This window comes from Pseudomonas sp. UBA6562, assembly GCF_002434265.1.
In the GTDB taxonomy this organism is placed as follows: Bacteria; Pseudomonadota; Gammaproteobacteria; order Pseudomonadales; family Pseudomonadaceae; genus Aquipseudomonas.
Map to the genome: position 1 here is coordinate 504,796 of NZ_DJJS01000008.1, position 19,824 is coordinate 524,619.

20 protein-coding genes are annotated in these 19,824 nt (G+C 64.1%); 10 read left to right on the forward strand and 10 right to left on the reverse strand.

The genetic code is table 11. The features are described 5' to 3' along the window. Positions 1-435: 435 nt before the first annotated feature. The gene (locus B4M43_RS17920) at positions 436-1,191 is read right to left on the reverse strand and encodes a spermidine synthase (RefSeq protein WP_296268799.1); all 756 of its coding nucleotides are present in this window, start codon (positions 1,189-1,191) and stop codon (positions 436-438) included. A 118-nt stretch (positions 1,192-1,309) separates the two neighbouring features. Here B4M43_RS17920 and B4M43_RS17925 point away from each other — a divergent pair, with 118 nt between their 5' ends. Then, positions 1,310-2,656 (forward strand): class II 3-deoxy-7-phosphoheptulonate synthase, encoded by a 1,347-nt coding sequence (locus tag B4M43_RS17925; RefSeq protein ID WP_296268800.1) that lies wholly within the window; start codon positions 1,310-1,312, stop codon positions 2,654-2,656. Positions 2,657-2,724: 68 nt separating this feature from the next. Here the strand turns inward: B4M43_RS17925 and B4M43_RS17930 are convergent, their stop codons facing one another. Further along, positions 2,725-3,474 carry a sulfite exporter TauE/SafE family protein gene (locus tag B4M43_RS17930; RefSeq protein ID WP_296269026.1) on the reverse strand — a complete coding sequence of 250 codons (750 nt, stop codon included), beginning with the start codon at positions 3,472-3,474 and terminating at the stop codon, positions 2,725-2,727. A gap of 314 nt (positions 3,475-3,788) precedes the next feature. Between B4M43_RS17930 and B4M43_RS17935 the strand changes: the two genes are divergently transcribed. Further along, entirely contained in the window at positions 3,789-4,244 is a 456-nt protein-coding gene (locus B4M43_RS17935; protein ID WP_296268801.1) for a MarR family winged helix-turn-helix transcriptional regulator, read from the forward strand. A 56-nt stretch (positions 4,245-4,300) separates the two neighbouring features. On the opposite strand, the gene efp is transcribed toward B4M43_RS17935, so the two are convergent. Beyond that, the gene (gene efp / locus B4M43_RS17940) at positions 4,301-4,870 is read right to left on the reverse strand and encodes an elongation factor P (protein WP_296268802.1); all 570 of its coding nucleotides are present in this window, start codon (positions 4,868-4,870) and stop codon (positions 4,301-4,303) included. Between the two features lie 48 nt (positions 4,871-4,918). Continuing rightward, positions 4,919-6,052, reverse strand: a complete 1,134-nt coding sequence (earP, locus tag B4M43_RS17945) for an elongation factor P maturation arginine rhamnosyltransferase EarP (protein WP_296268803.1) — start codon at positions 6,050-6,052, stop codon at positions 4,919-4,921. Positions 6,053-6,183: 131 nt separating this feature from the next. Here earP and B4M43_RS17950 point away from each other — a divergent pair, with 131 nt between their 5' ends. From B4M43_RS17950 to B4M43_RS17960, 3 genes are all read left to right on the forward strand, one after another. After that, a complete protein-coding gene (locus tag B4M43_RS17950; protein WP_296268804.1) occupies positions 6,184-6,561 on the forward strand; it encodes a hypothetical protein in 378 nt (125 codons plus the stop codon). 2 nt (positions 6,562-6,563) lie between these two features. Beyond that, entirely contained in the window at positions 6,564-7,034 is a 471-nt protein-coding gene (locus B4M43_RS17955) for a GreA/GreB family elongation factor (protein ID WP_296268805.1), read from the forward strand. 62 nt (positions 7,035-7,096) lie between these two features. Continuing rightward, the gene (locus tag B4M43_RS17960; RefSeq protein WP_296268806.1) at positions 7,097-8,287 is read left to right on the forward strand and encodes an MFS transporter; all 1,191 of its coding nucleotides are present in this window, start codon (positions 7,097-7,099) and stop codon (positions 8,285-8,287) included. 55 nt (positions 8,288-8,342) lie between these two features. Here the strand turns inward: B4M43_RS17960 and B4M43_RS17965 are convergent, their stop codons facing one another. From B4M43_RS17965 to recQ, 3 genes are all read right to left on the reverse strand, one after another. Then, positions 8,343-8,624: a SelT/SelW/SelH family protein gene (locus tag B4M43_RS17965; RefSeq protein WP_296268807.1), complete on the reverse strand. Its 282-nt coding sequence runs from the start codon at positions 8,622-8,624 to the stop codon at positions 8,343-8,345. A gap of 64 nt (positions 8,625-8,688) precedes the next feature. Continuing rightward, the gene (locus tag B4M43_RS17970) at positions 8,689-9,126 is read right to left on the reverse strand and encodes a MarR family transcriptional regulator (RefSeq protein ID WP_296268808.1); all 438 of its coding nucleotides are present in this window, start codon (positions 9,124-9,126) and stop codon (positions 8,689-8,691) included. A gap of 95 nt (positions 9,127-9,221) precedes the next feature. Next, a complete protein-coding gene (gene recQ, locus B4M43_RS17975; RefSeq protein WP_296268809.1) occupies positions 9,222-11,357 on the reverse strand; it encodes a DNA helicase RecQ in 2,136 nt (711 codons plus the stop codon). A gap of 250 nt (positions 11,358-11,607) precedes the next feature. Between recQ and B4M43_RS17980 the strand changes: the two genes are divergently transcribed. The 3 genes from B4M43_RS17980 (at position 11,608) to B4M43_RS17990 (ending at position 13,715) form a co-directional block, all read left to right on the forward strand. Further along, the gene (locus B4M43_RS17980; RefSeq protein ID WP_296268810.1) at positions 11,608-12,195 is read left to right on the forward strand and encodes a UPF0149 family protein; all 588 of its coding nucleotides are present in this window, start codon (positions 11,608-11,610) and stop codon (positions 12,193-12,195) included. Positions 12,196-12,202: 7 nt separating this feature from the next. Further along, complete coding sequence (locus tag B4M43_RS17985) at positions 12,203-12,571, forward strand: YbaN family protein (protein ID WP_296268811.1); 369 nt, start codon at positions 12,203-12,205, stop codon at positions 12,569-12,571. Between the two features lie 142 nt (positions 12,572-12,713). Beyond that, positions 12,714-13,715 (forward strand): NADP-dependent oxidoreductase, encoded by a 1,002-nt coding sequence (locus tag B4M43_RS17990; RefSeq protein WP_296268812.1) that lies wholly within the window; start codon positions 12,714-12,716, stop codon positions 13,713-13,715. A gap of 87 nt (positions 13,716-13,802) precedes the next feature. Here B4M43_RS17990 and pyrF read toward each other — a convergent pair whose 3' ends face one another. Continuing rightward, on the reverse strand, positions 13,803-14,504 hold the full coding sequence (gene pyrF, locus B4M43_RS17995; protein WP_296268813.1) for an orotidine-5'-phosphate decarboxylase: 702 nt from the start codon (positions 14,502-14,504) through the stop codon (positions 13,803-13,805). Between the two features lie 180 nt (positions 14,505-14,684). Between pyrF and B4M43_RS18000 the strand changes: the two genes are divergently transcribed. Beyond that, positions 14,685-14,852, forward strand: coding sequence for a DUF2897 family protein (locus B4M43_RS18000; protein ID WP_296268814.1), 168 nt, complete (start codon positions 14,685-14,687; stop codon positions 14,850-14,852). 86 nt (positions 14,853-14,938) lie between these two features. On the opposite strand, the gene B4M43_RS18005 is transcribed toward B4M43_RS18000, so the two are convergent. Continuing rightward, positions 14,939-15,328: a ComEA family DNA-binding protein gene (locus tag B4M43_RS18005; protein ID WP_296268815.1), complete on the reverse strand. Its 390-nt coding sequence runs from the start codon at positions 15,326-15,328 to the stop codon at positions 14,939-14,941. Between the two features lie 401 nt (positions 15,329-15,729). On the opposite strand from B4M43_RS18005, the gene kdsA reads away from it, so the two are divergent. Next, positions 15,730-16,572 (forward strand): 3-deoxy-8-phosphooctulonate synthase, encoded by an 843-nt coding sequence (kdsA, locus tag B4M43_RS18010; protein WP_296268816.1) that lies wholly within the window; start codon positions 15,730-15,732, stop codon positions 16,570-16,572. A 117-nt stretch (positions 16,573-16,689) separates the two neighbouring features. Here the strand turns inward: kdsA and ydiJ are convergent, their stop codons facing one another. Further along, positions 16,690-19,716 carry a D-2-hydroxyglutarate dehydrogenase YdiJ gene (gene ydiJ, locus B4M43_RS18015; RefSeq protein ID WP_296268817.1) on the reverse strand — a complete coding sequence of 1,009 codons (3,027 nt, stop codon included), beginning with the start codon at positions 19,714-19,716 and terminating at the stop codon, positions 16,690-16,692. Positions 19,717-19,824: the final 108 nt, after the last annotated feature.

The window sequence follows — 19,824 nt, forward strand, 5'->3', positions numbered from 1 at the left end:
ATGCCTTGAAAGACCGTGAGGTCACCCAGGCAGCTTTGGCGGCGGGGATTTGCGAAGACGATTGAAAAAGGAACGTGTGAGAGGGTCCGCCTAGCGGACGTACAGCCGAAGCTGGACTCGGAGGATTTGCACCACCTGATTCGCGGTCCGCTAAAAGACCGGCGCGTACTATACCCGAATCGCGCTGAAACCGTGAGGAAAATTTTCGCTCCCAATGCAGCGCCTGAGCGCCGGGCGCCGAAGGCTGAATCGTTTGGGCCAAACCGGGGAACGCTACCCTTCCGGCTTGTGTACGCCAGCCAGGCAGCCGCTCGATTCGGCCAGTGCGCGATCTCCGCTTTGGCACGAGCGCGAATGCCGGGCCGTATCGCCGACCATCGTGGCTGCCCGCTCACGCCGAGCATCCTTGGCCCTGCGATCTGTCGGCAACAGGATTCAGGTAGCGGGACGGATCTCGCGGATCAGGGCTTCCAGGGAATAACCCAGGCGCGGCGCCAGTGCCTCGGCGCGGGCGCGCAGTCCGTCGAAGTCCAGTTGCTGGTCGAGGTCGGCCGGCACTAGCAGGATGACGTTGCCTTCGTTGACCGGTAGCTCCCAGTAATGCCGGTGGTACAACCCGCGGAGCAAAGCCGCGCCCAGCGGCTTGCCATCGTCGGCAGCCCACTGGTTGATCACCAGCCAACCGCCTGGGTTGAGTTGCCGCTGGCAGTCCTCCAGAAAACGCCAGGCCAGATGCCCCACGCCCGGACCATGGTCGGTGTAGAGATCGACGAACAACAGATCGGCTTTTTCGGCAGTGGGCAGCAGCGCCAAGGCGTCACCGATGCGCACATAGAGCCGTGGGTCGTCGTCCAGGCCGAGGTACTCCATGGCCAGACGTGGCACATCGGGCCGCAGCTCGATGGCCTCGACGTCTTCGAGCGGCAGGAATTTGAGGCAGGCCTGGGTCAAGGTGCCAGCACCCAGCCCCAGGAACAGCGCAGAGTCCGGCTGCGGGTGGCAGAGCGCGCCGATCAGCATGGCGCGGGTGTAGTCGTACTCCAGCCAGCTCGGATCGGGGGTGAAGGTGCAACTCTGCTCGATGGCGTCGCCGAACTCGAGGAACCGGTATTCGTCGACTTCGTACACGCTGATGACACCGTAGGCGTCCTCGACCCTGGCCAGCAGCCGTTCATTACGCTCGGTGGTCATGCAAGCTCCTGCTCGTGCGCGCAAAACCGCCATTCTCCGTCAACGCCGCCACTGCAACAAGCGCGTGCCCAACTGCTAGGATGGCGCCTTGCCCCTCCATCATTCTGTCGAGTCCGTGATGAGCCAACCCTGGAGCCCCGAAAGCTGGCGCGCCTTGCCGATCCAGCAGCAACCCACCTACCCCGACGCTGCGCACCTGGCCAAGGTCGAGCAGCGCCTGGCCAGCTACCCGCCGCTGGTTTTCGCCGGCGAGGCGCGCGAGCTGCGCCGTCAGTTCGCCGAAGTCACCGAAGGTCGCGCATTCCTGCTGCAAGGGGGCGACTGCGCGGAAAGTTTCGCCGAGTTCAGCGCCGCGAAGATCCGCGACACCTTCAAGGTGCTGCTGCAGATGGCCATCGTCATGACCTTCGCCGCCGGTTGTCCGGTGGTGAAAGTGGGACGCATGGCCGGTCAGTTCGCCAAGCCGCGCTCGACCAACGACGAAACCATCGGCCAGGTCACGCTGCCCGCCTACCGGGGCGACATCGTCAACGGTATCGGTTTCGATCCGGCCAGCCGTGTGCCCGACCCCGAGCGCCTGCTGCAGGCCTACCACCAGTCCACGGCCAGCCTCAACCTGCTGCGCGCCTTTGCCCAGGGCGGCTTCGCCGATCTGCACCAGGTGCACAAGTGGAACCTGGACTTCATCGCCAACTCGGCCCTGGCCACCAAGTACCACCAGCTCGCCGACCGCATCGACGAAACCCTGGCCTTCATGCGCGCCTGTGGCCTGGACAGCGCCCCGCAGCTGCGCGAGACCAGCTTTTTCACCGCCCATGAGGCGCTGCTGCTGAACTACGAACAGGCCTTCGTGCGTCAGGACAGCCTGACCGGCGACCACTACGACTGCTCGGCGCACATGCTGTGGATAGGCGACCGCACCCGTCAGCTGGACGGCGCCCACGTGGAATTCCTGCGCGGCGTGCACAACCCGATCGGGGTCAAGGTCGGCCCGAGCATGAACCCGGACGAGCTGATTCGTCTGATCGACACCCTCAACCCGAGCAACGACCCTGGCCGCCTCAACCTGATCGCGCGCATGGGTGCGGGCAAGGTCGCCGATCACCTGCCGGGGCTGATCCGCCGCGTCGAGGGCGAAGGGCGCAAGGTGCTGTGGAGCTGCGACCCGATGCATGGCAACACCATCAAGGCCAGCAGCGGTTACAAGACCCGCGACTTTGCGCAGATCCTCGATGAGGTCAAGCAATTCTTCCAGGCCCATCAGGCCGAAGGTAGCTATGCCGGCGGCATCCATATCGAGATGACCGGGCAGAATGTCACCGAATGCATCGGTGGCGCGCGGCCGGTGACCGAAGATGCGTTGTCGGACCGCTATCACACCCACTGCGACCCACGGCTGAACGCCGATCAGTCGCTGGAGCTGGCGTTTCTGATTGCCCAGACGTTGAAGGACGTGCGCCGCTGAGACCGATCGGCGGTGGTTGCTGAAGCTGGACGACTGTTGTCGGGCGATACCCCCCTATACCCGACCGTTCAGACTTCCAGCGCCAGCAACACCGCACAGATCAACAGAAACCCGCAAAACAACCCGCGCAACACTTTTTCCGGCAAGGCATGGGCCAACTTCACGCCCCAACTGATGCTCAACAAGCCGCCGATCGCCAGGGGCACGGCAACGGCCCAGGCCACGCTGTCGTGCAGCGCGTAGGTCACCAGCGTCACGAACGTGCTGGGCGCGGCCAGCGATAGCGACAGCCCTTGGGCCACCACCTGGGTGGTGCCGAACACACTGGTGAGGATCGGCGTGGCCACCACCGCGCCACCCACTCCGAACAGCCCCCCCATGGCACCGGCGAAACTGCCCAACACGCCCAGCCACGGCCAACCGTGACGCAACGTGGGGCTAGCCGGCGCCACGGGCATGAACAGGCGCAAGAGGTTCCACAGCATCAAGGCCAGTAGGAAACCGACGAAACCTACGCGCATGGTCTGGGCATCCACCCCGACCGCCCACATCGAACCGAGCCAGGCGAACAGAAAGCTGAATACCGCCAACGGCAGCGCGTGGCGCAGCTCGATGCGATTGCGTTGGTGGTAGCGCCACAAGGCCAGCAGCACGTTGGGCACCACCATCACCAGCGCGGTACCTTGCGCCATCTGCTGGTCCAGGCCGAACAGCACACCCAGCGCCGGAATGGCAATCAGCCCACCGCCGATGCCGAACAACCCACCCACGGTGCCGAGCGCCGCGCCCAACAGCAGATACATCAACCCTTCGACCATCTTCTTATCCACTTCATCAACCCAACGGGCATGCTACCAGCCTGACCCGACTGAGAAACGTTTCGTAACACTGGATCGCCTCGCTCGGTTGCCAGAATTCGATGGAAAATAGCGCTACCCCTGCCCCGCTGCGGGTTTTATCGCGCCGATCATGCATTTGAAACGAACCTTCGCAACATCCCACCGCTCGAAATTGCAATAGCCGCTTAAGTCTGGTGCCGCGCTAACAATTGGCCCTGCGTAATGAGCTGCGATGGTTACCAGCGGCTAAGCGTCCGCTGGATATTTCGTACATCTCGACTTAAAGGACTTGCATGAACGCCGATACCAAAGCGCGCCGAGATGAGTTGCTATTGGACAATCAGGTCTGCTTCGCCCTGCACTCGACCTCGCTGATGATGACCAAGGTGTACAAGCCGCTGCTGCACAAGCTCGGCCTGACCTATCCGCAGTACCTGGCCATGCTCGTGCTCTGGGAACAGGACGGGCTGACGGTAGGCGAGATCAGCCACCGCTTGCTGACCGACCCAGGCTCGTTGACGCCGCTGCTCAAGCGTCTGGAAAGCGAAGGCCTGCTCAAGCGCACCCGCAGCCGCGACGACGAACGCGTAGTGATCGTGCAGCTGACCGACAAAGGCCGCACCCTGCGCCGCGACGCTCAATCCATGCCGCAGTCGATTACCGAAGCGAGCGGCCGCACCGCCGAACGCTTGCAGGCGCTACAGGCCGAACTGGTGGAAATCCGCGCGAGCCTGCAGCAGAAGCTCTAAAGCGCGCCCGTAAAAAAACCCGGCCGAGGCCGGGTTTTCGCGTTGTGCGAACCGCCTTACTTCTTGGCGCGGCCTTTGTAGGAACCGTCGCGGGTGTCGATTTCGATCAGTTCGTCGATCTCGATGAAGTCGGCAACGGACAGCTCGGTGCCGTTGGCCAGCTTGGCAGGCTTCATGACCTTGCCCGAGGTGTCGCCGCGGGCGGAACCTTCGGTGTAGGCCACTTTACGCACGATGGTGGTCGGCAGTTCGACCGATACCAGACGGTCTTCGAAGAACACGGCTTCGCAGATGTCTTCCATGCCTTCTTCGATGTAAGGCAGAACGGCTTCGATGTCCTCGGCGTTCAGCTCGTACATGGTGTAGTCGGTGGTGTCCATGAAGGTGTAGGAGTCGCCGCTGATGAACGACAGGGTCGCTTCTTTGCGATCCAGGATCACGTCGTCCAGCTTGTCGTCGGCACCGTAGACGGTTTCGGTCTTGTAGCCGGTCAGCAGGTTCTTCAGTTTGGTCTTCATGATCGCGCTGTTGCGACCCGACTTGGTGAACTCGGCTTTCTGTACCAGCCACGGGTCGTTGTCGATCCGCAGAACGGTGCCGGGTTTCAGTTCTTTACCAGTTTTCATTACGTCGTATCCGAATCTGGGGGGATTTATAAAAATCGAGGCGGCGTATCATAGCCAATTTCGATAAAACTGTACTAGCGCTGTGGCAAGGTCTGGCCGAACGGCGTGTTCGGCACGCCAGCGTTCGGCGTGTTCGCTCAGTGTTCGCCAGTGAGGCTGTACGGCCTGCCAGGCCTGCGCCATATCCTGATCCATGTTCCAGGCGCGCCATAACTGACTCAGTGCTGCGCCCGCTTCAGCCGCCAGACCCTGGCAGTAACGCTGCAGGAACGCCTCGAGCTTTTCCCAATGGGCATTTTCCTCCTGTACATAGATGTGCCACAGCAACAGACCGCCTGCCCATTGCGCCCGCACGAAGGAGTCTTCGCCGCGCACCGCGTTGAACTCGCAGCACCACAGCAGGCGGTCGTAATCGTCCTGGCTGACGAACGGCAGCACCTGAACGGTCAGGGCGCCGCGCTGACGGGTATCGCCGACGGTCAGTTCCGGCTCGCCTAACCAGGTCCGTAAATCGGCAAGGATGCGCCCTTCCGACACCAGCACATGGCAAGGCTGCGCGCCTGCGGCCATGGCATCGAACCAAGCGCCGAGCTGCGGATTTTCATAGGCGAACAACGAGATCAACCGTGCGTCGGCGCCAGGTCGCACGCCCAGGCTTTCGAGAAATCGCTGCCGCACCAGCGGGTCGGCCACGAAGGCCGCGCGGCGCGCCAGCAACGAGCCTTCGCGCAGCAGCCCGCCGGTGCGCTCGGTGAAGCCTGGAAAAAAGAACCAGCGGCGCAGACCGCCAGCCTGTGGCGACATCAAGCCATGGCAGCCGTCGACCCACGCTTCGGCGCTCAAGTACTCCAGATTCAGCCACAGGACAGGCTCGACCGGCATGCGCAAGGCTTCGACGTAGGCCTCCGGCAGACTGCAACCGAACGCGCCGATGACCACGGCGCCCGGTTCCACCTCGATCCAGGGCGAGCCCCAGTGCAGAACGTGCACGCCTTGCTGCCACTGCTGCAGGGCCTGGGAATCGGCCTCGGGGCACAGGCGCACGAAAGCCGACAGGTCGTCGACCCACAGGCGCACGTGCAGATCGTGCTCGTGCGCCAACTGCCGGGCCAGGCGCCAGGTCACGCCGATGTCTCCGTAGTTGTCGACGACCGTACAGAAAATGTCCCAGGTGGGCTTCACATCCACTCCATCGAGCGTAGGAAAACCACGGATTTTGCGGGCAAACCGGCAAGTGCGGAAGCGCGGCACTGAAAATTTCCCAACCCGCATGCGACAATGCCCACTCCTTGCGCCCCGATCTGGAGCCCCGCATGTCCCGCAACGCCCCGAGCGCTACCTTTTCCCCCGTGCAGTTGATCCTGTGTCTGGCGTTCGGCCTGTGGCTCGGCGCGCTGGCCATTGCCGCGACGGCCTGGCTGGCCTTGCAGCTCTGGCCACAGTCGCTGGCGCCGCTGGTGCAGGCCGTGCAGCCGCCCGCCACTGCGCCCGCGCCGGGGCCCGTCGATGCGCAGCAGGCGATGTTCGAACGCTACCAACAAAACTTGCAACGCCAGCAAGCCCCGAACGCCCAGGAGCGCGCCGTGGAACTACGCAACCTGAACGACCCCAAGTGCCAGTTCTGGCTGCAACAGCATCGCACCGCCCCCACCGCCAACAGCCAGGCCCACGTCACGGAATTCTGCAACTAGCCATGCACAAGCCCACCCTGCTCGCCCAGATCATCGCCGCGCTCGAAGCCGACGCCGAAGTGCTGCGCCTGGCCGCACAAACCGCTTACGAAACGGCCACGGCGGAAGAAAACGTCGCCGAGAACAAATACGACACCCTGGGCCTGGAAGCCTCGTACCTGGCCACCGGCCAAGCCAGGCGCACCGCAGAAATCCGTCAGGCATTGCTGACCTACCGGCAGTTGCAATTGCGCGATTTCGATCCGCAAAAGGGCATACAGGTCAGCCACCTGGTGACGCTGGAAATGCCGGAGGGCGGTCGTCGCCACCTGTTCCTCGGCCCCGATGCGGCTGGCCTCAAACTGGCTCAGGGTGACGTCCAAGTGACGGTGATCACACCTCGTTCGCCGCTGGGGCAACAATTGCTGGGCAAGGGCCTCGACGACGAAGTAACGCTGGGTACACAGGCGCTGGTCGTCGTCGAGGTGGCTTGAATGCTGTCGCATAGCGCCGTACGCCGACAGCCCTCCCATTCCCACTCTGCACGAGAACCTAGATGACGACCCCGACGCTCAGCCGCGCCCTGATCCTGCTGATGGCCACCGCCGTCGGCCTGGCCGTGGCCAGCAACTATTACGCCCAACCGTTGCTGCACAGCATCGCCGAACAGTTCGGGTTGAGCATGGTGAATGCCGGCAGCATCGTGGTGACGGCCCAGCTCAGCTACGGTGCGGGCCTGTTGCTATTGGCCCCGTTGGGCGACCTGTTCGAACAACGCAGGTTGATCGTCGGCATGATGCTGATCGCTACGGCTGGCCTGATCGTCAGCGCCTGTGCGCCGAGCCTGCCGTGGCTGATCGTCGGTACCGCCCTGACCGGGCTGTTTTCCGTGGTGGCGCAGGTGCTGGTGCCGATGGGCGCCGCCTTGAGCGATCCGGCGCAGCGCGGGCGTACCGTAGGCACATTGATGGGCGGCCTGCTGCTGGGCATCCTGCTGGCCCGCACGGCGGCTGGCTTGAGCGCCGAGCTGGGCGGCTGGCGCAGCATCTACGTGCTCGCCGCAGTACTGATGGCGGTTACCGCGTTCGCGCTGTACCGCGGCCTGCCGCGCCATCATCAACCTGCCGGGCTCAGCTACCCTGCACTGATCGGCTCGGTGTTCCGCTTGTTCGTCGAAGAGCCGGTGCTGCGGGTGCGCTCGCTGCTGGGAATGCTGGCGTTCTGCACCTTCGCGCTGTTCTGGACGCCGCTGGCCTTCCTCCTGGCCCGCGAGCCCTATCACTTCTCCGACGCCGTCATCGGCTTGTTCGGCCTGGCCGGCGCGGCCGGTGCGCTGGCGGCGAACTGGGCGGGCCGCCTGGCCGATCGCGGTCAAAGCGCGCGAGGCATGGCCGTCGGCTTACTGACCCTGTTGCTGTCGTGGATTCCCCTGGGCTTCGCCGAAACCTCGCTGATCGCCCTGATCCTCGGCGTGCTGGCACTGGACCTTGCGGTGCAACTGGTGCACGTGTGCAACCAGAATGCGGTGATCGGCTTGCGCCCAGAAGCCCGTACCCGCCTGAACGCCGGCTACATCACCTGCTATTTCCTCGGCGGCGCGCTGGGCTCGCTGCTGGGCACGCAGTTGTTCCAATGGCGTGGCTGGGACGCGATCGTCGTAGCCGGCCTGATGGTCGGTGTGTTGGCGCTGTTGGTGTGGTGGTGGGGCGAGCGCTGCGGTGCACACCGCGCGGTTGAGAAGAAGTGACGGCACGCACGCAGGGCCTGGGTGAAGTGCAGAGCGGAAAAGGGAGCAGGCCCAATCAGCGGTCGTTATGACCTAGATCGCGCTCAGGGTCGATCACGTCGCGCAGCCGTTGCTTGAGCACCTTGGCCTCAGGAAAGCCGCCGTCCGCCTTGCGCTCCCACAATTGCGTGCCGTCGCAGGTGACGACGAACACGCCACCCGTGCCCGGACACAGCGTGACGCCGCCCAGCTCGTCAGCGAACGTGCTGAGCAGCTCTTGTGCCAACCAAGCTGCGCGCAACAGCCATTGGCATTGGGTGCAGTAGGTGATGACGATGTCCGGTTTTTTCGACGACATGGGCAAGACCTCGTTGATAGGGCAACGGCGGACCGTTCAGCCCGCCAGCAACGGATGGACGCGTTCAGGAGCGTTCGAGATTGTCGAGAATCTTGGCATGCACACGCATGCACAGCTCCAGTTCGGCCTCGTCGACACCGCTGAAAAGCTCGACGCGCAACGCGTTGGCAATGGTTTCGATCTGCTCGATCAAAGGCTTGGCGGGTGGGCACAGCGCGATCTTCTTGGCTCGACGGTCCTCGACCACAGCTTGTCGGCGCACCAGCCCCTGGGCTTCCAAGCTGTCGAGCAAACGCGCCAGGGTCGGGCCTTCGACGCCCACGCTCTGGGCCAGCTCGCGCTGGGTGGGCGCCTCGTCGAAGCGAGCCAGGTGCAACAATACCAGCCAACGCGCCTGCGACAGGTTCAATCCTGCCAGACGCCGATCCAGCTCCGCACGCCAGCCCCGCGACATCTGTGCCAGCTGCATGCCGAAGCGGTGTTGGTTATCGTTCAGAGGCATAAAAAAAGGAATTCCATAGAACATTTCGTTAGGGACGCATCATGCCTTGCCAGCAGGCACGATGCCAATGCGCCAAAGTCGACCATGGCCTGGCGCTACAGCTCGAATTCGGCCGCCAAGGCCGCACGCACGCAATACAACACGCCTTCGGCCACCCGCCCTTCGAACTGCGCCGCTATCGCCGTCACCGGGGGCAGCTCGCCTTCGCCGTCGAGGAAGGCATCCTGAATTTCCGACATGAGTTCCTCGGGCAAGTCGAGTGCCTGGTCGAGGCTCAACGACTGGCTGCCCAGGGCCTCGGCCAGCAGGCTGTAGACGTTCTTCTCGCTGCACTGCAATTGGCCGGCGATCTGCGCAGGCGTCATGCCGGCGCGGGCCAGGCTGACCAACTCATGACGCAAATCGGCCACCACTGGCGCCGCCGACGGCGCTTCGCCCGCGTTGAGCACTTCGAGGAAAGCCTGGCCATAGCGCTCGAGCTTGCGCGCGCCGACCCCGCTGACCTGACCCATCTCATGCAGGCTGGTGGGTTGACTGCGCAGCATTTCCAGCAGCGTGGAGTCGGGGAAGATGACATAGGGCGGCACGCTGTGCTCCTCGGCCAGCTTGCGGCGCAAGGTGCGCAAAGCTTCCCACAGCTCGCGTTCCTCGCCCCGCACCAGTTGGCTGGCCGGGCTGCCGCCCGAGCTCTTGGCGACCGTCTGCGGCTTGAGGTCGCGGCGCAGTTCGAGGTTCACCTCGCCTTTGAGCAGCGGCCTGCACGTGTCGGACAGACGCAGCCCGCCGTAGCCTTCCAAGTCGATGTCGACCAGCCCACGGGCCACCAACTGGCGGAACAGGGAACGCCATTGGGCTTCGTCGCGACCTTTGCCCACGCCGAAGACCGACAGCCGCTCGTGGCCGAAATTACGTACCTTTTCGGTGTCCTTGCCCAACAACACATCGATCAAGTGCCCCACGCCGTAGCGCTGACCGGTGCGATACACCGCCGACAGGGCCTGGCGCGCCGCCTCGGTGGCGTCCCAGGTCTGCACGTTGTCGACGCAGTTGTCGCAGTGCCCGCAAGGCTGCTCCAGGGTTTCGTCGAAATAGGCCAGCAGCGCCTGGCGACGGCAGCGGGTTTCCTCGCACAGCGCCAACATGGCGTCGAGCTTGTGCTGCTCGACACGCTTGTGGCGCTCGTCGCCTTCGGAGTTCTGCAACATCTGCTTGAGCATGACCATGTCTTGCAGCCCGTAGGCCATCCAGGCGTCGGCCGGCAGACCATCGCGGCCGGCACGGCCGGTTTCCTGGTAGTAGGCCTCGAGCGACTTGGGCAGGTCGAGGTGAGCGACGAAGCGCACGTTGGGCTTGTCGATGCCCATGCCGAAGGCGATGGTGGCGACCATGATCAACCCCTCCTCGTTGAGGAAGCGCTTCTGGTTGGCCGCGCGGGTCTCGGCGGGCAGGCCGGCGTGGTAGGCCAGCGCCGGGAAACCCTGGTCGCATAGATAAGCAGCGGTTTCATCGACCTTCTTGCGCGACAGGCAATAGACGATGCCGGCGTTGCCACGGCGCTCGCCGAGGAACGCCATGAGCTGCTTGCGCGGCGACTCCTTGGGCACGATGCGGTAGAAGATGTTCGGCCGGTCGAAGCTCGACAGGAAACGCTCGGCGCCATACAGGTGCAGGCGCTGGACGATCTCCTCGCGGGTACGCATGTCGGCGGTGGCGGTCAGGGCGATGCGCGGCACATGGGGGAACAGCTCGGCGAGCTGGCCCAGTTGCAGGTACTCGGGGCGGAAGTCGTGCCCCCACTGCGACACACAGTGCGCCTCGTCGATGGCGAACAGCGACACGTCGAGGCCGCGCAGGAAATCCAGCATGCGTTGCTGCACCAGACGCTCGGGCGCCAGATACAGCATCTTCAGCTCGCCGCGGCGCAGTTGGCCGGCCAGGTCGCGTTGCTGGTCGGTGCTCAGGGTGGAGTTTAGCGCCGCGGCCGCCACGCCCAGCTCGTTGAGGGTGGCGACCTGGTCGTCCATCAGCGCGATCAGCGGCGACACCACGACCGTCAGGCCAGGGCGCAGCAGCCCCGGCACCTGGAAGCACAGCGACTTGCCGCCGCCCGTGGGCATCAGCACCAGCGCATCGCCGCCATTGGCCACACAGTCGATGATCGCCGCCTGAGGACCGCGGAAGCTGTCGTAGCCGAAGATGTCCTTGAGGACGCGCTGAGCCTGTTCGAGCATTTGCCACTCCATAAATCGTCGTACCGTTCGGCCGATAGGCTGGACGATAATCCCGCCCCGCACACCCGCGAATGCGTAAGCGGCTTTTGCCTGGCAGCCTGAAACGCTGACCCCGGCATGAAAAACGGCAGATTATACCTCAGCCGACCTGAGGCCAGGGGACGTCGGTGACGGACGTCTTCCTTTGCCTCGCATGTGTTGCAAGGTGCTAGAATCGCCCAACGTTTATTTCTTTCAGGTAATTTCTCCAATGTCCCTCGCCGAGCAACTCACCCGCCTGCAGGCCTTTCTCGATGCCGATGAGCTGCACGAGGAAGCCCTGGACTACGTCGCCGCCCACGGCTTCCTGACCGCCCTGTCGATCAGCACCGAAGACGTGCCAGAGCGCGAATGGATCGATGCCCTATTCGCCGAGCCGCCGCAGTACGCCAGCGAAGCCCAGCATGTCGAGGTGGAAACCACGCTCGTCGCGCTCAAGAACCACATCGCCCGCGTGCTCGCCAGCGAAGAGGATTTCGAGCTGCCCTGCGAGCTCGACCTGGGCGACGACCCGGACGATTCGGAGCTGCGCGGTTGGTGCATCGGCTTCATGGAGGGCGTATTCCTGCGCGAAGAAGCCTGGTTCGAGAACGCCGAAGAGGAAGTCAGCGAAATGCTCCTGCCGATCATGGTCGGTTCGGGGCTGTTCGACGAACAACCCGAGTTCGCCGATATCGCCAGCAACGCCAACCTGCAGGACGACATGATCGTACAGATCCCAGAAGCGCTCACCGCGCTGTTCCTGCTGCTGCACGCGCCCGACGAGAAGCCGGCGCTGCTCAAGCCTCGCCACCACTGATCGCACCATGCGTTACCTGTTGCTGGCCCTCGGCTGGCTCAGCGTCGCGCTTGGCGTGGTGGGCATCTTCTTGCCGGTACTGCCCACCACGCCCTTCCTGCTGCTGGCCGCTGCGTGCTTCGCACGCAGCTCGCCACGCTTCCACCATTGGCTGATTCACCATCGCCACTTGGGCCCCTGGATTCGCGACTACCTGGGCGGTGAAGGCATTCCGCTGCGCGGCAAGGTCTGGGCCATCGGCCTGATGTGGACCAGCATTCTCGTCTCCTGCTACCTCGTCCCCTCGTTCTGGGCGCGTGCCTTCATGCTGACCAGCGCGGTGGGCGTCAGCCTCTACATCCTCAAGCAGAAGACCCTGCGCAAACCCGACCTGTAAACCGTATCAGTCAGAACGATCGCTGGGTATTTGCAAGTCCGGAACAAGCTTGCTCGACACCCGATCGCACGCTATGAAAGGAAATCTGTCCATCACAGACACTGGCCTGCGCCAGCTCCCTTTTAGCGAACGAGGACCTTCCATGACCCAGAACAACCGCCGTTTCCTGCTGAGCAAGCGCCCCTCTGGCGCCGTCCAGCGTGACGACTTCACGTTCGAGCAGGCACCTGTCGAAGCGCCAGCCGACGGCCAGATCCAGGTCAAGAACCTCTACCTCTCGCTCGACCCGGCAATGCGCGGCTGGATGAACGAAGGCAAGTCGTATATTCCGCCCGTCGGCCTGGGCGAGGTGATGCGTGCCCTGGGCGTCGGTGAAGTGATCGCCTCGAAGCATCCGGACTACAAGCCCGGCGACCATGTCGGCGGCGCGCTCGGCGTGCAGGACTACTTCACCGGCAAACCCGAAGGCCTGCAAAAGATCGATCCGAGCCTGGCTCCCCTACCCCGTTACCTGTCCGCCCTGGGCATGACCGGCATGACCGCCTACTTCGCCCTGCTGGAAGTCGGCCAGCCCAAGGCCGGTGACACCGTGGTGATTTCCGGCGCCGCCGGCGCGGTGGGCAGCATCGCCGGGCAGATCGCCAAAACCAAAGGTTGCCGGGTCGTCGGTATCGCAGGGGGTACGCAGAAGTGCCAGTACCTCAAGGACGAACTGGGCTTCGACGGCACCATCGACTACAAAGCCGAGGATGTGCTCGAAGGCCTCAAGCGCGAGTGCCCCAAAGGTGTGGACGTGTACTTCGACAACGTCGGTGGCGACATCCTCGACGCGGTACTGTCGCGCATCAACTTCAAAGCCCGCATCGTCATCTGCGGCGCCATCAGCCAGTACAACAACAAGGAGGCGGTCAAAGGCCCGTCCAACTATTTGGCGCTGCTGGTCAACCGTGCGCGCATGGAAGGCTTCATCGTGTTCGACCACATGAAGGACTACGGCAAGGCTGCCAAGGAAATGGCCGGTTGGCTGGACAGCGGCGAAGTGAAGAGCAAGGAAGACGTGGTCGAGGGTCTGGAGACCTTCCCCGAAACCCTGCTGAAGCTGTTCAGCGGCGAGAACTTCGGCAAGCTGGTGCTGAAGGTCTGAGGCGCCTGCGCTATCGGTAGCGCTTGGCGAAAGGGCCGAACCCTATACAGAGGTTCGGCCCTTTTCGTTCGAGCCGAGCGGCCAGGTTCAGCCGCGAATCTCGGCCACCACTTGCGCCAGTGCCTGGGCCGGATCGGCCGCCTGGCTGATCGGTCGACCGATCACCAGATAGTCCGACCCCGCTTGCAAGGCCTGACGCGGGGTGAGGATACGGCGCTGATCGTCCTGGGCACTGCCGGCCGGACGAATGCCCGGCGTGACCAATTGCAGCGACGGGTGCGCCGCCTTCAGCGCCGTCGCTTCCAGCGCCGAACACACCAGGCCGTCCATACCGGCCTTTTCCGCCAACGCCGCCAAACGCAGCACCTGCGCCTGCGGCTCGACGTCCAGGCCGATGCCGGCGAGGTCTTCCTGCTCCATGCTGGTCAGCACCGTCACACCGATCAGCAGGGGCTGCGCACCGCTACGTGCAGCCAGCACCTCACGGCACGCCGACATCATGCGCAGGCCGCCGGAGCAATGCACGTTGACCATCCACACGCCCATTTCCGCGGCGGCCTTCACCGCCATGGCCGTAGTGTTGGGGATGTCGTGGAATTTGAGGTCCAGGAACACTTCGAAGCCCTTGGCACAGAGCGTCTCGACGATGCCCGACGCGCTGCTGGTGAACAGTTCCTTGCCTACCTTCACCCGGCACAGCGCCGGATCGAGCTGGTCGGCCAGTTTCAGGGCGGCTTCACGGGTGGGGAAATCCAGGGCGACGATCAGGGGCGTCTGGCAGGCGGACATGGTCAGGTCTCTTGGCAAGTCGAAAACGGCGCGCATTGTAAACGAAGTGGCCGCCGCCGGGGGCGCCGTGAATCGGCCGGCGCCGCGATCCGCTCCTGGCCCGCGCTAGGGAACCATTGTTGCGCGCACCTGCTCCACATGGCATATGAGCGACACCCACCCTGTTGCAGGAGAATGACAATGCCCTGGTATGCCTGGTTGATCCTTGTCGTCGCCATCGGCTCGATCGTCGGCGGCCTGATGATGCTGCGCGACACCGCCAAAAAGGTGCCTTTGAGCGAGGAGCAGTTGAAGAAAGTACATGAGCGCAATGCGGCGGCCGATGCGCAGGACGCGCGTGATCGCTGACCCCTGCTGTCCTGGCTTCGAACCAGACAGGGCCGCATGATGCGGCCCTGTTCGTTATTGCATGGGTTGACGCGCCGCGCCCGTTTCTATTTCACCATCAGTTTGTCGCGATTGCGTTCGAGCAGTGCACTGCCGATGCCGTTGATTTCCAACAGCTCATCCACAGAGGTGAACGGCCCGTGGGTATCCCGGTACTTGACGATGGCCTCGGCCTTGGCTTTGCCGATGCCGGTCAGTTCCTTTTGCAGCGTGGCGGCGTCGGCCATGTTCAGGTCGAGCATGCCGGGCTTCATGGCAGGGTGGCCGGCCATGTCGCCTTGCATGGCCTTTTCGCCCTGCATCGACATTTCACCTTGCATCGCCATCTCGCCCGTCTTCGACATCGGCATGGATTCCGTTTCCATGGCGACAGCCCCGACGGAGAACACCAGGCCGGCGACAAGAGGCAATACAGCGGAAAACACGGATTTACGCATCAGTGGACACTCCATTGGGATTGAACGTAAGGCAGCACGATCGGGCTGCGCAGCTAACCCTAGCGGGGCATGCGGCCGAGCGGAACTGCCTGTTCACGAGGAATGGTTACCAGATCGGACGTCCTAATCGAGCAGTCGAACCGGCGCAATGACCTAGGCGAATCCACCGATTGAAAACTTGCCCAACCTGGCGAATGGCACCGCCGGACAGCCATCCGAGACCGGCGCGTTCCTCGCAGCGCTGACCGCCGCACTTCCCCCCACCTGCGAGCGACACTTCCGGAAACGCTGACCCATGGGCGAAAATGCCTGTAAAATCCCTTCCACAATCGCATTCAGCCCGTAGCGCGCCTTTCCCCATTGCGCGCCACCCGTCCAGACACCTCTTCATCGAGTACACAATGATCAAGATCACCCCGCACATCGACTGCTCGAACACCGCGCCCTTCGTCCTGTTCGGCGGCATCAACGTGCTCGAGTCGGAAAGCCTGGCCTTGACCGCCTGCGCCGAATACGTGCGCGTGACCGAAAAGCTAGGCATTCCCTACGTATTCAAGGCCAGCTTCGACAAGGCCAACCGCTCTTCCATCCACTCCTATCGCGGTCCTGGTCTGGAAGAAGGCCTGCGCATTTTCGAGAAGGTCAAAGCCGAATTCGGCGTGCCGATCATTACCGACGTGCATGAGATCCATCAGGCCGCCCCGGTCGCCGAGGTGGTCGACGTGTTGCAGCTGCCTGCCTTCCTGGCGCGCCAGACCGACTTGGTGGTCGCCTTGGCTAAAACGGGCAAGCCGGTCAACATCAAGAAGCCGCAATTTCTCAGCCCTTCGCAAATGCAGAACATCGTGCACAAGTTCAAGGAAGCGGGTAACGACCAGTTGATCCTGTGCGACCGTGGCACTTGCATGGGCTACGACAACCTCGTCGTCGACATGCTGGGTTTCGGCGTGATGAAGCGCACCTGCGACAACCTGCCGATCATCTTCGACGTCACTCACGCCCTGCAGAATCGGGATCCGTCGGGCGCAGCGTCCGGTGGGCGTCGCGAACAAGTGGTCGACCTGGCGCGCGCAGGCATGGCGGTCGGACTGGCCGGGTTGTTCCTCGAAGCGCACCCTAATCCCGACCAAGCGAAATGCGACGGGCCTAGCGCGCTGCCGCTGGACAAGCTGGAGCCGTTCCTGGCGCAGATCAAAGCGCTGGACGATCTGGTCAAGTCGCTGCCTCCTTTGTCCATCGCTTGACGCAACAGGCGAGCGAATGCGGGGCTGCCTGCATTCGCTCGCGGTGTGTTGGATGCCTCGCTGCTGTAGCGCCCGGCCTCCTCAAAAGGCAAGGCCCAGATGCCGAGCGAGCAGCCTTCAGGCTTGCCGCTCGGCATACTGCAACACCACCTCCAACGGGTGCCGCAGCTTCGTATCCGTCAATCGCTTCACCTGACTGCGACACGAATACCCCGTCGCCAACGCCTCCCCTTCCTTGTCCAGCTTCTGCGCCCACGACTGCTCGAAGATCACCCGCGAGGTCTGCTGGTTACGCGCTTCGTGCCCATAGGTGCCCGACATCCCGCAGCATCCAGTAGCCTCGGTCGCCAAGCGCAGACCCAAGCGCGCGAACACCTGCTGCCATTGCCCGGTGCTGGCCGGCACGTTGGTCTTTTCCGTGCAGTGGGCCAGCAAACGGAAAGGCCCGGCCTGCACCGCCGCCTGTTCGGGCAGCGCCTGCACCAGCCATTCCTGCGGCAACAGCACCGTGGGGCAGCCTTCCAAGCCAGCCACTTTGGTGTATTCCTGGCGATAGACCAGGGTCATGGCCGGGTCCAACCCCACCAACGGCACGTCGCAATCGGCCAGGGCTTTGAGCTGGCGGGCGTTGCGCACGGCAGCCTTGGCGAAGGCGCCGAGGAAGCCCTGGACGTGCAGCGGCTTGCCGTTGGCGCTGTAAGGGGCGAGGAACACGCGGTAGCCGATGCGCGTAGCCAGCTCGATGAAGGCTGCCAGAACTGGCGTTTCGAAGTAGCGGGTGAAGGCATCCTGCACCAGCACGATGCTGCGCGCGCGCTGCGCCGGGGTCAGCTCGCGCAGCGCCGGCACGCTGGCCATGCCCACGCCGCAGCGGCTCAGGGTGGCCTGGAAGTTGAAGCGGCTGAGCAAGGGGCTGTCGACCATACCCACGCCGCCTTCCAGCAGCCGGCCGATCCAGCGCGAGCCCATCACCGCGTTGTACAGCCCCGGCGCATGGGCCAGGTACGGCACGCTGAATTCCAGCGAACCGATCAGGTAGTCGCGCAGCGGGCGCTGGTAACGCTGGTGGTACAGCTCCAGGAAGCGCGAACGGAAGTCCGGCACGTTGACCTTGATCGGGCATTGCCCGGCGCACGATTTGCACGCCAGGCAGCCAGCCATGGCGTCGTACACCTGGTGGGAAAAATCCTCCTGCCCCTGGCGCTGCGCCCAACGGTTGCGCAACCGGCCCGGCAGGCCCTTGAACCAAGCCTGCGTACCTTGGCCGGCCGCGAGCACGTCGATGTTGGCAGCCCCTTGCAGACGCAGCCATTCGCGGATCAACGATGCACGGCCTTTTGGCGAGTGACGGCGCTCGCGGGTGGCCTTCCAGGACGGGCACATGGCGTCGTTGGGGTCGTAGTTGTAGCAGGCACCGTTGCCGTTGCAATGTACGGCGCTGGCGAAGTTCTGCCACACGCGTTCGTCGATGGTGCGGTCCAGATCGCCGCGCAAGGTCACGCCGTCGACCTTGGTCAGCGTCTCGGCGCTGCCCAGCGGGGTGCAGATCTTGCCGGGGTTCAACTGGTTGTGCGGGTCGAACGCGCCTTTGAGCCGTTGCAGCGCCGGGTACAGCTCGCCGAAGTACTCGGGCACGTACTCCGAACGCAGGCCCTTGCCGTGCTCGCCCCAGAGCAGGCCGCCATAGCGCCGGGTCAACGCCGCGACCTCGTCGGAGATCGGCTTGACCAGCGCGGCCTGGGCCGGATCTTTCATGTCCAGCGCCGGGCGCACGTGCAGCACGCCGGCATCGACATGGCCGAACATGCCGTAGGCCAGGCCATGGCCGTCGAGCAGCGCGCGGAACTCGGCGATGTAGTCGGCCAACCGCTCGGGCGGCACGGCGGTGTCTTCGACGAACGGCTGCGGCCGCACTTCGCCTTCGACGTTGCCCAGCAGGCCTACCGAACGCTTGCGCATCACGTAGACCTTGGTCACGGCATCGGCACCCACGGCCAGGGTGTGCCCAAGGCGCTCGACGCTGGGGTCGGCTTGCAGGTGGGCGACGAAGGCTGCCACCCGTGCGTGGACTTCGTCCGGGTCGTCGCCGCAGAACTCCACCAGGTTGATGCCCAAGGTCGGACGCGCCGGGTCCTCGGGGAAGTACTCGGCCACGCTGTGCCAGACGATGTCCTTCATCGCCAGCAGCAGCACCTTGGAATCCACCGTCTCGATCGACAACGGCTTGAGCGCCATCAATGCGTTGGCATCGCGCAGCGCGTCCATGAAGCTGGCGTAGCGCACGTTGACCAGCACGGCGAACTTGGGAATCGGCAGGACATTGAGCTTGGCCTCGACCACATAGCCCAGCGAGCCCTCGGCCCCACACAGCACGCTGTTGAGGTTGAAGCGGTCCTGCTCGTCGCGCAGGTGGGCCAGGTCGTAGCCGGTCAGGCAGCGGTTGAGCTTGGGAAAGGTGCGTTCGATCAGCTCGGCCTGGGTCTGCTGGATGTCGCGCGCCACGCGGTATACCTCGCCCGCCCGCCCGGGTACGGCGCAGGCCTGTTCGAGCGCGGCCTCGTCGAGGGGGTGGGTGCGCAGACGCTCGCCGCCGAGCAGCACGGTGTCGAGCGCCAGGACGTGGTCGCGGGTCTTGCCGTAGGTGCAGCTGCCCTGACCACTGGCGTCGGTGTTGACCATGCCGCCGATGGTGGCGCGGTTGGAGGTCGACAGTTCGGGTGCGAAGAACAATCCATGGGGTTTGAGCGCGGCATTGAGCTGGTCCTTGACCACCCCGGCCTGGACGCGCACCCAGCGCTCTTCGACGTTTATTTCGAGAATCTGGTTCATATGCCGGGACAGATCGACCACGATGCCGTCGGTCAGCGACTGGCCGTTGGTGCCGGTGCCGCCGCCACGGGGCGTCAGGCGGATCTGCTGGAAGCGATCCTCGGCCATGAGCCTGGCCACGCGCGCGACATCGTCGGCGTCGAGCGGGAACACGGCCGCTTGGGGCAGGCGCTGGTAGATCGAGTTGTCGGTGGCGAGCACCGTGCGGGTGCCGTAGTCGGCACTGATCTGGCCACGGAACCCGCTGCCGCGCAGGGCCTCGAGGAAGGTGGTGTAATGCGCGGCGGGCGCTTGGGCAGGCAACTGGGCGATCATCGGGGATGGCCTTCTGAATAATGGCGGTTCACGGTGGTCAGCCACGGGCAAGGTCGACGCCGAGTGGCAAATCATTGTCATTCGCGCATGAGTGGGCGAAGGGGCAAT